General features: G+C 41.7%; 9 protein-coding genes. 2 read left to right on the forward strand and 7 right to left on the reverse strand.

All coding sequences use genetic code 11. From position 1 onward, the window contains the following. Positions 1-55 precede the first annotated feature (55 nt). The 5 genes from pheT to recG all read right to left on the reverse strand — a co-directional run bounded on the left by pheT (position 56) and on the right by recG (position 8,046). Positions 56-2,479, reverse strand: a complete 2,424-nt coding sequence (gene pheT / locus ACXYMT_RS08505; RefSeq protein WP_459058651.1) for a phenylalanine--tRNA ligase subunit beta — start codon at positions 2,477-2,479, stop codon at positions 56-58. Between the two features lie 108 nt (positions 2,480-2,587). Beyond that, entirely contained in the window at positions 2,588-3,499 is a 912-nt protein-coding gene (locus ACXYMT_RS08510) for a tetratricopeptide repeat protein (protein ID WP_459058652.1), read from the reverse strand. 153 nt (positions 3,500-3,652) lie between these two features. Further along, entirely contained in the window at positions 3,653-4,588 is a 936-nt protein-coding gene (locus ACXYMT_RS08515; protein ID WP_459058653.1) for a hypothetical protein, read from the reverse strand. A 323-nt stretch (positions 4,589-4,911) separates the two neighbouring features. Further along, entirely contained in the window at positions 4,912-5,826 is a 915-nt protein-coding gene (locus ACXYMT_RS08520) for a hypothetical protein (RefSeq protein WP_459058654.1), read from the reverse strand. A gap of 114 nt (positions 5,827-5,940) precedes the next feature. Then, positions 5,941-8,046, reverse strand: coding sequence for an ATP-dependent DNA helicase RecG (recG, locus tag ACXYMT_RS08525; protein WP_459058655.1), 2,106 nt, complete (start codon positions 8,044-8,046; stop codon positions 5,941-5,943). A 76-nt stretch (positions 8,047-8,122) separates the two neighbouring features. Between recG and ACXYMT_RS08530 the strand changes: the two genes are divergently transcribed. Continuing rightward, entirely contained in the window at positions 8,123-10,150 is a 2,028-nt protein-coding gene (locus ACXYMT_RS08530) for a M1 family metallopeptidase (RefSeq protein WP_459058656.1), read from the forward strand. 121 nt (positions 10,151-10,271) lie between these two features. On the opposite strand, the gene ACXYMT_RS08535 is transcribed toward ACXYMT_RS08530, so the two are convergent. Together ACXYMT_RS08535 and ACXYMT_RS08540 are read right to left on the reverse strand one after the other, a co-directional pair. After that, positions 10,272-10,793 carry a DUF7935 family protein gene (locus tag ACXYMT_RS08535; protein ID WP_459058657.1) on the reverse strand — a complete coding sequence of 174 codons (522 nt, stop codon included), beginning with the start codon at positions 10,791-10,793 and terminating at the stop codon, positions 10,272-10,274. A gap of 7 nt (positions 10,794-10,800) precedes the next feature. Beyond that, the gene (locus ACXYMT_RS08540; protein ID WP_459058658.1) at positions 10,801-12,420 is read right to left on the reverse strand and encodes an FMN-binding glutamate synthase family protein; all 1,620 of its coding nucleotides are present in this window, start codon (positions 12,418-12,420) and stop codon (positions 10,801-10,803) included. Between the two features lie 181 nt (positions 12,421-12,601). Between ACXYMT_RS08540 and ACXYMT_RS08545 the strand changes: the two genes are divergently transcribed. After that, positions 12,602-14,926: an ATP-dependent helicase gene (locus ACXYMT_RS08545; RefSeq protein WP_459058659.1), complete on the forward strand. Its 2,325-nt coding sequence runs from the start codon at positions 12,602-12,604 to the stop codon at positions 14,924-14,926. The last annotated feature ends 2 nt before the right edge of the window (positions 14,927-14,928 follow it).

The following is a 14,928-nucleotide window of genomic DNA, read 5'->3' on the forward strand; positions in this document are numbered from 1 at the left end:
TATTGATCCATATCAAAAAAGGCTGTTCATATGAACAGCCTTTCTTTTTATCTAGTTATCTAAGCTCAGCCCCCAGCTGTTTTTCCAGGTTTTGCTGAAGTTTATTCATTATTTTATCGATCTGCTTATCAGTAAGGGTTTTCTTTTCATCCTGAAGAATGAAACTCACAGCATAGCTCTTTTTTCCTTCCGGAAGATTGGCGCCCTCATATACATCAAAAAGATTAACATCTTTAAGCAGGTCCTTTTCGGTCCTAAAGGCAATATCATGTATCTCCTCAAATTTCACCGAATTGTCAAGAAGAAGCGCAAAGTCCCTTCTCACAGCCTGGAACTTCGAAATTTCCCTAAACTTATTTTGCTGATTTTTGGAGGTGTCCACCACCAGGTCCCAGTTAAAGTCGGCATAAAGTACTTCCTGGCCAATGTCGAATTTCTTTAGGATCTTCTTTTTGACCACACCAAATTCCACAAGTTTGGTCTTATTATGAGTTATAGAAATACCTTCAGAAAAGATATCATTTTTGACAGGTGAAGTTTTTGTGTTCGTAATTCCCAATCTCTCTAAAACTGAAGTAACTACACCTTTTAGGTAGAAGAAATCTCCCTTCTGTACCGGATTCGCCCAGGTTTCCCTGTTGCGGTTTCCCGATAGGAATATAGAAAGATGTTTTTGCTCCTCCCTGTTGCCGTAATTGTGGTATGTTTTTCCGAATTCGAAAAACTTCAGGTCTGCACGTTTTCTGTTGAGGTTGTAGCTTACGGCCTCGAGACCAGAAAATAACATCGACTGTCTCAATACAGAGAGATCCTGGCTAAGGGGATTGAGCATCTTTACCGCATGTTCTTCTTTAAGCTGATCGCTCAAACCAATATAAGTTGGGGTGGTAAGAGAATTTGCCATGCTTTCAAAAAATCCTTGCCCAACAAGCTGACCAGCAATTAGATTCTGAAGCTTATAATCTTCAAAACGGGTTGAATTGGCGACAGATGCATTGATCTTTTCCCCAAATTCTATGTTGTTATAACCATACACCCGAAGGATCTCTTCTATAACATCGGCTTCCCGTTTTACATCAACACGATAAGGCGGAATGGTAAGTCCCATTCCTGTTTCAGTCACATTATTGACCCTTATCTCCAGAGAAGCCAGGATCGATTTAATAGTTTCTTTGGAAAGGTTCTGACCTATAAGTGTATTAATCTTTTCAAAAGTTAGAAATACAGGAAAATCCTCAATCTTCTTTGGGTAATGGTCGTCAATATCACTTGAGACGCTTCCTCCTGCCAGTTCCTGAATCAAGAGAACAGCGCGTTTAAGTGCATATTCGGTAATATTTGGATCTATACCTCTTTCGTATCTAAATGAAGCATCGGTGTTCAATCCATGTCGCTTTGCTGTTTTTCTTACAGTAACAGGATTGAAATATGCGCTTTCTATAAAAAGATTAGTTGTTCCTGAGGTCACTCCACTTCCTATCCCTCCAAAAACTCCGGCAATAGCCAAAGGTTTTTCTGCGTCACATATCATTAGATCTTCTTCATGAAGTTCTCTTTCTATTTCGTCAAGAGTATTGAATTTTGTACCCGAAGGCAGGGTTTGGACAATGATCTCGTTTCCGGTGATCCTGTCGGCATCAAAGGCATGCAGAGGCTGCCCTAGTTCGTGCATCACATAATTGGTAATGTCTACCACGTTGTTCTTTGGGGTGATCCCAATAGACTTTAGTCGGTTTTGAAGCCATTTTGGAGACTCCTTAATTTCCACTCCGGAAACTGTCACACCACAGTACCGGGGTGCAAGATCGGCATTGGTGATCTTCACAGGGATTTTTCGGCTGCGGCTGTCCACATGGAAACTACTTACAGATGGGGTGATCAACTCCTGGTTCTCTCCCTGTTGCTGTAAACCGGCTTTCAAGTCCCTGGCTACTCCCCAGTGGCTCATAGCATCGGCACGGTTGGGTGTTAGACCTATTTCAAATACCTGGTCGTCTTCGATTTCAAAAAGCTTTGCCGCTGGAGTTCCGGGCTCAAGATCTTCTTCAAGGATCATGATCCCTTCATGACTTTGGCCTAATCCCAGCTCATCTTCTGCACAGATCATCCCATGACTGCTCTCTCCACGGATCTTACTTTTCTTGATCTCCCACGGACTTCCTTTTTCATCATACAAGGTAGTTCCTACAGTTGCGACAGGAACTTTTTGTCCGGCAGCCACATTAGGCGCACCGCATACTATCTGTACCGGCTCTCCATTACCCAGGTTTACTGTAGTAACTTTTAAGCGATCGGCATTAGGATGTTGCTCACAGGTAAGCACCTCGCCAACAACTATTCCTTTCAGGCTGCCTTTTACACTTTGAAACTCATGAATTCCTTCTACCTCAAGACCCAGATCTGTCAACAATTCCCCTGTTTCTTCAGGACTGCGATTAATCTTTATAAATTGTCTGAGCCAGTTATATGAAATCTTCATTGAATAATTTTTTCCAGCTGCAAAGATAACATTACGAATGATTTTGGCATAATAAAAAAGGAAGGAGAATGAGCCCTCCTTCCTTCAAAATTTATCTAATTAAAGCGCCTATTTAGTCATATTCATGGCATAAACTCTTTGCCATTCATTATTGTCATTTTCTTCCATGATCACCCAGTCCAATTCACTGTCTGAAATTTTCTTGATCTCGTGCTTCAACTGCATTTCTTCGCCTTCTCTAGTTGTGAAGGTATCCATTAATTCAAAATGATTTTCTCCTAAGTTCTTCATTTTCATTTTAGAAACCTCGATACCCCTTAATCTGTCAGAATTAAAATAAGCGACCTCAAATTCATCATCCAGTGCATCGTAGGTTATTATTCTCACTCCCTTGGGTTCATTCTGTTCATTGTAATGATGGATAAAAATTGAATTGGTCTCCTCATCAAATTCGATCTTGTCCCTAGTTTTCATTTTGGAAGTTTCTTTACCATCTTCATAAGCAATGGCGTCAATATTCCAATTGCCAAGAAGGAAATCCATTTGCTTATGTTTTTTATCAAGTTTAGCCATCTTGCTCCTGGTCATAGGATACAGAGTGTTTTTCTCCCAGTCGTCATTGGAATCCTTAGAAAGGGCAGCCGATTTTTTAAAGTATTCTTTTGCTTCTTTCTCATTTCCTTTTTCTACAAGGTAATCTCCGTAAGAATCATAGGGATTGGCAGCTTTTGGATATTCTTCCATGTTTAACCTGAAGATCTTCCCTGCAGCCTCCATATCCTTTTCATTACTCATGATCCAGTAGCCGACAATATTTAATTGTGCCTGTGAAAGATCGGCTTTTTGATCCTTTTTGATCTTCTGGTATTCTGTGATCGCGCTTTCTACACCATTCTCTTTGTACTCATTATAGATCTTTTCTGAAACAGGAAAAGTTTTGGTTTCTTGTGCAAACCCGGTAAAGATGAACAGGACAAGCAGAAAACCAGTTATTCCGCTAATTTTAGCTCTTGATTCCATAACTCATTTATTTTTAGTTAGTTGTAGGGTAAATTTACTGAATTTTGCCCTTGCAGTATTTGAAAGAGAAGGATAAGGTCAAAAACGGGGGAAAACCCTTAAAACAAAAAAGGCCCTGATGAGGGCCTTTTGAGGTAAAATGCAGTTGCTGGTTTATTCTTCCCAACACACATCAGCATGGACAATGATCTTAAATTTTCCATCTAAATTTTGATCTCCGGTATTTGTAAATTGTCCGGGAACGGGACGTTTAGAAGGAAGTCGTTCGCCAACAAACACGTGGTAATCTCCGTTTAGATAATGATTAGTATCTAACAGGTCAAGTTGTGTAGAAACTGAACCATCTAAATTATAAATTATGGTTACATAGCCCACAAGGTATCCTTTCTTAGGATCATTCTGCCCTCTTGCAGCATAAAGAGGAATGGTCTCTTCAGTTCCTAATACACTTACATCATAATCCAGAACCCACCCCCAATTGTTGGGTTTTCCGTAGATGGAGTTCAGGGTCCTGTTTCCCATCATGTAGGCAGTTTCACAGTGTAATTCGGTGTCGGTATCACAGTCGGGCAGGCAATAAGCAAAATACTTTCCCAGTTGTTCTTTGTCATCTACAAAATAGAGATTACCGGCAAATTTTTCAGCTTCAGAACCACCTGCAGTGAAAACTGCCCAGGCAGAAATATAGATTTCACATTCACCCTCAAATAGAATTAGAGGAAATAAATAGGCACCTTCGTCAGGACCATTTTCAGCCATGTGTCCCGGAGGTAAATTTCCTCCTCCTACCGTTGGAAAGTCTGCCACTTCATTAGCGACTTCCACTCTTGACTGAACGAGATTGTGACCGGTAGCGCTAATAATATCGACTTTTAGATACTTTTCAAAAGTGATGGGATCCTGCCAAACAATGGCTTCAATTTTCCCGACGTCGTAAGATCCGAATGGATAGGTTACGAGCCCGCCACAGTCTAAACTGTTTGAGGCTACCAAATCAAGCCCCTCGAAAATTTGTTTTTCGGGAGTTTCTTCTACTGAGCAGGAAGTGAACCCCGCTGCTATTAGGACTAAGAGAAATAACTTTTTCATATGGTTAATAATTTAAAGATTTCTCAAATGTAGATGTTATAAGTCTTTGAAAAACACTGATTTACAGCATTGTCGTCTAAATCATACTTGAAAACGTCAACCGGTTTTTAGAGGGAAGTATTTATCCTTAAATTGGGAATTAATGGCAGGAGAGGCGTAGGATAGTGAGAGAATTTTCCACGTAAATTTAGGTCTTGAAACTGGGTTTTGGGAAAGGGTCTTGAAAAAATCACCTGCTGGAAAAATGTGGAGGGAAAGAGGAGAAATGAAAAAAGGCCCCGGAGAGGGGCCTGTGATTTTTAAAATAAAATTTATTTTTTAGACTATTCTTCACAAGGTGATGATTTATTAAAAGATTCAAGTAGGTCTTTTAATGTATTAGCTGTTGTTTTTTGCTCGTCTGAGAAAGAATCTTCTAAGATGACAAGGTCACCTATCAATTCATCAGATTCCGCGATAGTAGCTTCTATATCTGAATTTCCTGCTCCGTTAGCTACGTTTAATTTTGCCGCAATAAGATGCTGGGAAAATATTACCAGATTATTTCCTTCATTATTGGGAACATCCATTATATTATTCAATTCTTTCCGGTTATAAAGTTTGTTACCTAAAGTTAATTCCATTACAGGCCATACGTCATCTTGTCCTCCAGGATTATCATTTGAATGGTTCTTCCAATATCCTTTTCCAAGAGTACAAGGTGTGGAACAGGTTTCAAGTTGTAACTCGTATAAAAAATATTTAGCATTTCCCCAATCCAAATCTCCTCCCCAGGAATGTCCACCGGCATTGACAAAAACATAAATCTCCTTTAAATCACCTATAGGAAGAGTGTAGATTCCATTGAAAAAAGAATCTTCTGTAATAGGTAATTCTGGAGAAACATTGGAATTAGCACCATTAAGAGCTGGAAAATCGGCTTCATCGGTATAAATACCTAAATTAATGTCTCCGATATCTTCTCCTTCTACTTTAAAAATTAAGTTATTACAATCATTGGAAACAAACACTTTTCCTTTCATTTGATCTTTACTCGGATCGTTAGAATGGAACTTTATGAGGTCAAAAGATATTGTCGCAAATCCAGGATTTTCTAAGCCTTCATATACAATTGTAGCGGCAATTTTGTTCTTTCCGTTCACTGTTGCATTTAAAGATTCAAAAGCTTCATTTTCCACAGGCTCTGCACTACAAGCTGCCAAAGCTGCAGCTACAAACAATAAATAAATTTTCTTCATAATAAGTTGGTAGTTTTGGTTAATTAGAAGAACTAAACTACAGCAAAAATCCAATTATAAATCACTGGTTGCCAGTTATTCGATAAGATTGTAAGAAAAATCGACGTGTGGGAATTAACTGATATAATTCCAGATGGTTTTCTCCTTCACCAGTTGAGAATAGGTGAACTTTACGATCCTGTTCTTCTCCATTTCCAGGTTAGGATCTTCTTTTAAAAGCTGTAAGGCATAATGACGGGCAGTCTTTAAAATGTCATTATCCTTAACTATATCAGCAATCTTTAAATTGAGCACTCCGCTTTGCTGGGTTCCCATAAGATCTCCCGGACCCCTGAGTTTTAGGTCGACTTCTGCGATTTCAAAACCGTCAGAAGTGCGTACCATTGTTTCGAGTCGGGTCTTGCTGTCATTGGATAGTTTATGGCCGGTCATAAGGATACAGAAACTCTGCTCCGCACCACGGCCCACGCGGCCACGCAATTGGTGTAACTGGGATAATCCGAAACGCTCTGCACTCTCAATGATCATTACACTGGCATTGGGAACATTTACTCCCACTTCAATTACGGTAGTAGCTACCATGATCTGGGTTTCACCTTTTACAAAGCGATCCATTTCATAATCTTTGTCGGCAGGTTTCATCTGTCCGTGGACGATGGAGATCTGGAATTCGGGCATTGGGAATTCCCGGGCAATACTTTCATAGCCGTCCATAAGATCTTTATAATCCATAGTTTCAGATTCCTGGATAAGCGGGTAAACCACATAAACCTGTCTGCCTTTCCTTATTTCATCCCGGATAAATCTAAAGACCTTAAGCCTGTTACTGTCATATCTATGGACGGTTTTGATCTCTTTTCTCCCGGGCGGAAGTTCATCGATCACCGAGACATCCAGGTCACCGTACAAGCTCATGGCCAGTGTTCGGGGAATGGGAGTGGCGGTCATAACCAGGACGTGAGGCGGCAGGTGGTTCTTCTTCCAAAGTCTTGCCCGCTGGGCCACCCCAAAACGGTGCTGCTCATCTATAATAGCAAGACCAAGATTTTGAAATTTTACTTTTTCTTCGAGCAGGGCATGGGTGCCGATCAATAAATGCAGTTCTCCGCTTTCCAGAGCTTCGTGGATCTCTCTTCTTTCGGCTGTCTTTGACGAACCTGTGAGGAGCCTGACATTGATACCCAAATCTGCAACCAGTTCTGATATTCCGTTGAAGTGCTGGATAGCAAGAATTTCTGTAGGAGCCATAAGACAGGCCTGGAATCCATTGTCCAGCGCTAACAAAACACTCATCAAAGCCACTATGGTCTTTCCTGAACCCACATCCCCCTGCAACAGTCTATTCATTTGGGCGCCGCTCCCCAGATCCTGCCGGATCTCCTTTATTACTCTTTTTTGCGCATTTGTTAATTCAAACGGGAGATGTTTCTCGTAAAATTCGCTGAAGTGCGAACCCACTTCTTCAAAAGGAAAACCCTTAATCTTTTTCTTCCTGATCAAGTTCTTCATCAACAGCTGCAGCTGGATGTAGAACAGCTCTTCAAATTTTAACCTGAACTGAGCTTTAGCCAACAGCTCCTGACTTTTCGGAAAGTGTGCGTTGAACAATGCTTCTGCTTTGGGTAGCAAATGCAGTTCTTCCTTTATACCTTCCGGAAGTGGATCAATGAACTTTCCGCCACTCTCGAGAAAGAGTTGTTGTACGCAACGGCTTATCACCCGGTTGGTAACCCCTGCTTTCCCTAGTTTTTCGGTAGAAGGATAAACCGGTTGCATCGCAGTACGCAGCTGTTTTTTATAATCCTCCACCAGTTCCATTTCAGGATGAGGCATACTAAAGACACCGTTATACCAGTTGGTCTTTCCGTAAATGACATAAGGAGTGTTGATCTTTAGGTTTTCGCGTATCCATTTTTGACCCCTAAACCAAACAAGTTCCATTTTTCCCGTGTCATCTACAAAATCGGCCACAAGACGTTTGCCTTTCTTTTGATCTACAGTTCGCAGGTGCACGATCTTGCCCACTATCTGGACTTCGGCAGAATTCCTTTCAAGCTCCGAGATCTTATAGAACCTTGTTTTGTCGAGATAACGATTTGGAAAAAAATTGAGCAGGTCTCCATAGGTGTGAACGCCAATCTCCTTCCGAAGAATTTCTGCCCTGTTGGGTCCAATGCCCTTTAGGTAATCAATGGGAGTTTGCAGCAGACTGGGGTTCATGGAAACGAAGATAAAAAAAAGCCTTTTAGGAAGGGGAGTTTTTCGGGGTTTGCTGCAGGTAGCCTATCTTTGAATTATGAGAATCGTTTTTTTCTTCCTGCCGGCGGCACTTTTGAGCTTTCTTATACCTGCACAACAGCCGGCGCCGGTAGACTTCACAAAACTTGAGGGGGTGATCACTATTAACCCTTCAAAAAGGGCAGTTTCAGGAGAAATTATTTACGCACTTGACATTTTAGAGCAGGTAGACAGCATTTTTATAGATGCTCAAAAAATGAATTTTTCTGAAGTTTTTTTAAATAATGAACCTGTTGACTTCGGAAGTGATGATAAGAAATTCTGGATTACAGGAGATCTTTCTTTAGGAAAGGATCAGGAGTTAAAGCTGAAATATTCCGCAATTCCGGAACAGACCATGTACTTTATTCCGAAGAAGCCTGAAGAAGCAGAGGAGCAGGATTACCAGGTTTGGACACAAGGACAGGGCAAATACACCTCGCACTGGCTTCCCAGTTTTGATGATCCCACAGAGAAGCTGGAGTTCGATCTTAGCTTCGTTTATCCTTCTAATGAAGTTCTTGTTTCAAATGGCGAACTGGTTCAAAAAGAGAAGATCAATGATTCTCTTTCCCTTTGGAGGTTTGATATGCAAAACCCCATGAGCAGCTACCTTGTAGCTGTCGCTGCCGGAGATTATGAGGAGGTGGCCGATTTGAAGACAGGTACTGCAATGCAATTTTACTATCCGGTTGGAATGGAAGATCGCGTAGAGCCTACTTATCGTCACAGCACATTTTTGATGAATTTTTTTCAGAGAGAAATAGGGGTGCCTTATCCCTGGCAGAACTATAAGCAGATCCCCGTTCGCGATTTCCTTTATGCCGGAATGGAAAACACGGGAACCACCATCTTTTCTGATATTTTCCTGGTGGATTCCATTGGCTATAATGATCAAAATTACGTCAATGTAAATGCACATGAACTTGCGCATCAATGGTTTGGAAATTTTGTTACTGCGCAAGATCCTGAAGATCACTGGCTTCAGGAAGGTTTTTCAACCTATTATGCATTGCTTGCCGAAAAAGAGATCTTTGGAGAAGATTATTTTTACCGAAAGCTTTTCAAAACTGCCGAAGAGCTCAAAAATTTGAGTGACTCCGGTAAAGGACAGGCTGTGGTTTCTGAAGGTTCAAGTTCTCTTACTTACTATCAAAAGGGTGCCTGGGCACTTCACATTCTTAAAGAAAAAGTAGGAAAGGCAGCTTTTGATAAAGCGGTAACAAACTATCTCGAAAAATATAAATACGCTTCGGCAACAACAGAAGATCTAATTGCTGAAATGGAGGCCGCGAGTGGACAGGATCTTTCGGGTTTTGTGGATGACTGGCTGAAGCAATCAGCTTTTCAGGGAACAGAGGCGCTGGAATCTTTAAAGAAATCCCCATTCATTCAGAAATACCTGGAGTTAGCTGCAGCCAAGCCCTTACCGGTTTCAGAAAAAAGAAACCTGCTGCTAAGAACGCTTAGCTTTCCGGTGAATGATTATTTAGGACAGGAAGCGGTTTTACAGCTCGCCTTAGAGGAGCCTACAAAAGTATTAGACCTTTATAAAAAGGCATTTTCCAGTGGTAATCTTTTTACCCGGCAGGCCATAACTTTTACCTTACAAAAGGTTCCGGAGCAATTAAAGTCGGATTATGAAAGCCTGCTTTCAGATGACTCTTATTTGACCCAGGAAATGGCGCTATACAATTTATGGACTTCCTTCCCTGAGAGCAGGATGGATTACCTTCAAAAAATGGAAGGAACAGAAGGTTTTCTAGACAAGAACATCAGGACGCTTTGGCTTACGCTAAGCCTGGCAACTCCTGCAGTGGAAACAACTAAAAAGCAGCAGTACATTCAGGAGTTAAGAGGATATACTGCTCCTCATAACAGGTTCCAGGTACGGGAGAACGCTTTTGGATGTCTTTACCAGTTAAATGCCTTTGATGACGAAAGTCTCCGTAACCTTAAGGATGCGACAGAACATCATAACTACCGCTTTAGGAAATTTGCCAAAAAGCTTCTTGAAACGATCAAACCTTCATTTAGCAGTAACTAGTTGAGGGATTGAGAAAAATTTATGATCCTGTAGCTCCTGAAAATTTTATATGAAAAGATTGAATAGGAGTGGTCCTACTTCTCAGTCCTGGCTCCGGGCTCTAGCTTCTCTGTTCTTTTTTCTACCACAAAGTTTTAACCTCTTTTTTGATGTAGGATAGTCCGGTTTCACTTGGTGGCTGTTGGTCAATGAGGGAGGTCACTATTTGCTGCCGCAAATCATCGGCTGTGTTGATTTCTTCCCGTCCGGCAGTCTTCCTGATGTTGGTGATCGTGGCATTCTTAGAAGCCTTGATAACATTCCAACATTCATCGCTAATGTAGATTTGTTGTGCCAGGTTGTGCTCAAATTCCTGTTCTATACTTTTGATCAAAAGATTCGAATAAGCCTCTTTTGAATTTCCGGCAGGTTTTATTCTAACGAGTAAATTACCAGGAGATATTCTTTCCAGGAAAAGAGCCATTCTCTCATACGCCTGTAACCTTAATGGTATGGCCTGTTTTTGGAATTCCTTGTGAAGTAAAAATCTGCGTCGTCTTTCCTCATTTTGAGTATGGAGGTTAAAGAAATAAAAGGCTATTATTCCTACCACAACTGCAGGTAATAGGTAGAACAACAATTGTAAAATAGAATCTTCTGTCATAGGTTTATTATTGATCTGAGACCGAAGTGTCTTCGGTTTCTACCTCTTTCACATCGGTTTCTTCTCCTTTTCTATAGGAGCCCCCTAAGTTAGGACATCCTGCTAAAGTAGCAACAGAATCAAATGGAACTTTTGTTTTGTTGTACTTGAAGGTTTCAGCAAGAGTCTGGGCAATGAATCTGTCCCCCAGATTGATCTCGACATCATCCATTGTGAACTGGCAGGGATGTTCATATCCGCAGGCATGAGTGATCTCCAGCAGTTCCTTTCTAAAGTTATTGAAGTAGTAATTCACTCTTTCGGCTTTGTTTTTCACGTTAATCCCCGCCTGAAGCCATCTGTTCTGGGTAGCCACACCGGTAGGGCAGGTGTTGGTGTGGCAGGATTGCGCCTGTATACATCCAATACTAAGCATGGCTTCCCTGGCTACACTAATGCAGTCTACACCTAAAGCAAAAGCCATGGCGGCTTTAGCAGGAAAGCCGAGTTTGGCGCTACCAATAAAAACGATCTTACTGGTTAGATCTCTTGCCTGGAAGATTTGGTAAAGGTCTGTAAACCCATACAACCATGGTAAGGCAACATGATCTGCAAAACTTGGCGGAGCTGCTCCCGTGCCGCCTTCACCGCCGTCTACCGAAATAAAGTCCGGGCCGCGCCCGGTCTCTGCCATAATGCTTGCTAACTCCCGCCATTTATCAAGCTTACCTATTGCAGCTTTTACTCCTACGGGAAGCCCCGTTTGTTCAGCAATTTCTTCGATCCAGTCTACCATCTCCTGCATATTGCCAAAGGTGCTGTGGGAAGGAGGAGAGAGCACATCTTTACCCATAGGTACATGCCTGATCTTAGAGATCTCCTGAGTTATTTTTGAGGCCGGAAGTACACCTCCCTTTCCGGGTTTGGCACCCTGAGAAAGTTTTACTTCAATAGCCCGAATGCTGGGATATTCCTGCACCATTTTCACCAGTTTTTCCATGGAAAAGCTGCCGTCGGGGTTTCTCACACCAAAATATCCGGTCCCAATCTGGAACACGACATCGGCACCTTTTTTATGATAGGGAGATAATCCTCCTTCTCCTGTATTATGGAAGGCGTATGATTTTTTACAGCCAATATTGAGGGATTCTATTGCCCGGGCACTTAAAGAGCCAAAGCTCATAGCCGAAACATTGATGACAGAAGCCGGCCTGAAAGGCCGACGTCTTTTGTGATGTTCCCCAATCACCTTCGCACAGGCCAGGAAGTAGGGATCCTCACGATTAATGTGCTTTTTAGGCATGTGGTAAGGAATAACCGCATTGTTGATAAAGACATAGTTGACTTCATTGATATCCTGGTCTGTTCCAAAACCTTCGTAATTATTCTCATTTTTGGAAGATGCATATACCCAACCCCGCTCAATGCGATTGAACGGAAGTTCTTCCCTATTACCAGCAACAATATATTGTCTTAGTTCCGGGCCAATGCTCTCCAGCATATACCTAAAATGTCCAACTAAGGGAAAGTTGTGCAGGATGGTGTGTTTCTTATTAATGAAGATGTCATATATCACAACCAGGGCAATAAAAATAAGGAGCCATACCCACCAGGAGAGATTTCCCAGAAACTCAAGAACATTATCCATAAAACAAGTTTTTGGCTAAAAACCAAAAGTTAGTTTATAAAGCAGCAGCTCCAAAATTAATTTCTTTAAAAAAATTGTAAAATGACGATAATTAGAGTTCGGTCAAGGTTAAAAAGATATAACCGCAGGGTTCGGTTTTTAGCTCATTTTACTTATTTTCACCGTTCAAAAGAAGATAATATTGGAATCTTATTTAGCCGAACTTAATGATGCACAGAGAGCTCCAGTCTTGCAAAAAGACGGAGCGATGATCGTGATCGCTGGTGCGGGATCTGGCAAGACGCGTGTCCTTACTTACCGCATAGCCTATCTTATGAGCCAGGGTGTTGACGCGTTCAATATTCTTGCCCTTACTTTTACCAATAAGGCTGCGCGGGAAATGAAGACACGAATAGCAAAGATCGTGGGAAATAGTGAGGCCAAGAACCTGTGGATGGGAACCTTTCACTCCATCTTTGCAAAAATGCTGCGTTTTGAAGCCGATAAACTTGGGTATCCATCGAATTTTACAATTTATGATACCCAGGATTCTCAGCGGCTTATTTCGGCCATAATTAAGGAAATGGGGCTGGACAAGGATGTTTATAAATACAAGCAGGTCTATTCCCGAATCTCTTCTTACAAGAACAGCCTCATCACTGTAAAGGCTTACTTCCAGAATCCTGAGCTTATGGAGGCTGATGCAATGTCTAAAAAGCCAAGATTGGGAGAAATATATAGAGAGTATGTTGACAGGTGTTTTAAGGCAGGGGCAATGGATTTTGATGATCTTCTGCTAAAGACCAACGAACTGCTTAACAGGTTCCCCGATGTGCTTCAGAAGTACCAGAATCGCTTCAGGTATATTCTGGTTGATGAGTATCAGGATACCAACCACTCTCAATATCTTATTGTGAAAGCACTTTCAGATAAATTTCAGAATATTTGTGTGGTGGGAGATGATGCGCAGAGTATCTATGCCTTCCGGGGTGCCAACATCAACAATATCCTGAACTTTCAGAAAGATTATGAGGATGTGCAGACTTATCGGCTTGAACAAAATTATCGATCTTCAAAAAATATCGTAGAGGCTGCCAACTCCATTATTGAAAAGAACAAGACAAGGCTGGAGAAGGTGGTGTGGACAGCAAATGAAGATGGTCCTAAGATCGTGGTGAACAGGTTGCTCACCGATGGGGAAGAAGGAAGGTTTGTTGCGAGTTCCATTTTTGAGAATAAAATGGAGAACCAGTTGAAGAACGGAGATTTTGCAATACTTTACCGCACTAACGCCCAGAGTAGGGCCATGGAAGATGCCCTTCGAAAAAAGGATATTCCGTACAGAATTTATGGCGGACTTTCATTCTACCAACGCAAGGAGATAAAAGATGTCCTGTCATATTTGCGATTGGTCATCAATCCAAAAGACGAAGAGGCGCTTAAAAGGGTGATCAATTACCCGGCTCGTGGTATTGGTCAAACTACTGTTGACAGGTTGACCATTGCGGCGAACCACTATAAAAGATCCATTTTTGAGATCATAGAAAACCTTGACAGGATCGATCTCAAAATTAACAGGGGAACAAAAAATAAGCTGGAGAATTTTGTCAATATGATCAAAAGTTTCCAGATCATGAATGAGACTGCCGATGCTTTTACTATAGCCGAGAATGTTGCTAAGAAGACCGGCCTGCTTCAGGAGCTTAAAAAAGATGGAACTCCCGAGGGTATTGCCCGAATCGAGAATATCGAAGAGCTGCTCAACGGGATGAGAGATTTTGTGGAAGGCCAGAAAGAACTTGCAGATGCCACAGGATCTCTTACAGAATTCCTGGAAGATGTTGCCCTTGCTACCGATATGGATAAGGATTCAGGCGATGACGATCGTGTGGCCTTAATGACTATCCACCTGGCCAAGGGACTTGAGTTTCCATACGTATATATAGTTGGAATGGAAGAGGATCTTTTTCCTTCGGCCATGAGTATGAACACTAGATCTGAACTCGAGGAAGAACGCCGACTTTTCTATGTGGCTCTCACACGAGCAGAGAAGAAAGCATTTCTCACCTATACCCAGTCGCGTTATCGCTGGGGGAAATTAGTGGATGCCGAACCTAGTAGATTTATAGAGGAAATAGACGAGAAGTTCCTCGAATTTATGGTTCCACAAGATGATTACAAATATAAGCCACTCATTGATACAGATATCTTTGGGGAGGTCGACAAGAGTAAATTCCGTCAAACAAAACCGGTGAAAGGAACGCCGCCTCCATCTCACAAACCTACAGATGAACAACTTAGGAAGCTGAGGAAACTTCGTCCGGCTGCTTCGCCAGATGCTCCGGCACCTGCGGGTCCAGCTGTAAAACTGGAGAAAGGTGATGAAGTAGAGCACATGAGGTTTGGAAAGGGAAAGGTATTGAGCATTGAAGGTGTAGGTCAGGATAAAAAAGCTGAGATCGATTTCGAGAATGGCGGAATCAAAAAGTTACTCCTCAAATTCGCTAAACTAAAAGTGCTGTCCTGAGG

It is taken from the genome of Salinimicrobium sp. CAU 1759, assembly GCF_054482715.1.

What these genes read in the sequence shown, in the direction of transcription:
- pheT (WP_459058651.1), bottom strand. Translation starts at nt 2,479, where the DNA reads ATGAAGATTTCATATAACTGGCTCAGACAATTTATAAAGATTAATCGC.
- ACXYMT_RS08510 (WP_459058652.1), bottom strand. Translation starts at nt 3,499, where the DNA reads ATGGAATCAAGAGCTAAAATTAGCGGAATAACTGGTTTTCTGCTTGTC.
- ACXYMT_RS08515 (WP_459058653.1), bottom strand. Translation starts at nt 4,588, where the DNA reads ATGAAAAAGTTATTTCTCTTAGTCCTAATAGCAGCGGGGTTCACTTCC.
- ACXYMT_RS08520 (WP_459058654.1), bottom strand. Translation starts at nt 5,826, where the DNA reads ATGAAGAAAATTTATTTATTGTTTGTAGCTGCAGCTTTGGCAGCTTGT.
- recG (WP_459058655.1), bottom strand. Translation starts at nt 8,046, where the DNA reads ATGAACCCCAGTCTGCTGCAAACTCCCATTGATTACCTAAAGGGCATT.
- ACXYMT_RS08530 (WP_459058656.1), top strand. Translation starts at nt 8,123, where the DNA reads ATGAGAATCGTTTTTTTCTTCCTGCCGGCGGCACTTTTGAGCTTTCTT.
- ACXYMT_RS08535 (WP_459058657.1), bottom strand. Translation starts at nt 10,793, where the DNA reads ATGACAGAAGATTCTATTTTACAATTGTTGTTCTACCTATTACCTGCA.
- ACXYMT_RS08540 (WP_459058658.1), bottom strand. Translation starts at nt 12,420, where the DNA reads ATGGATAATGTTCTTGAGTTTCTGGGAAATCTCTCCTGGTGGGTATGG.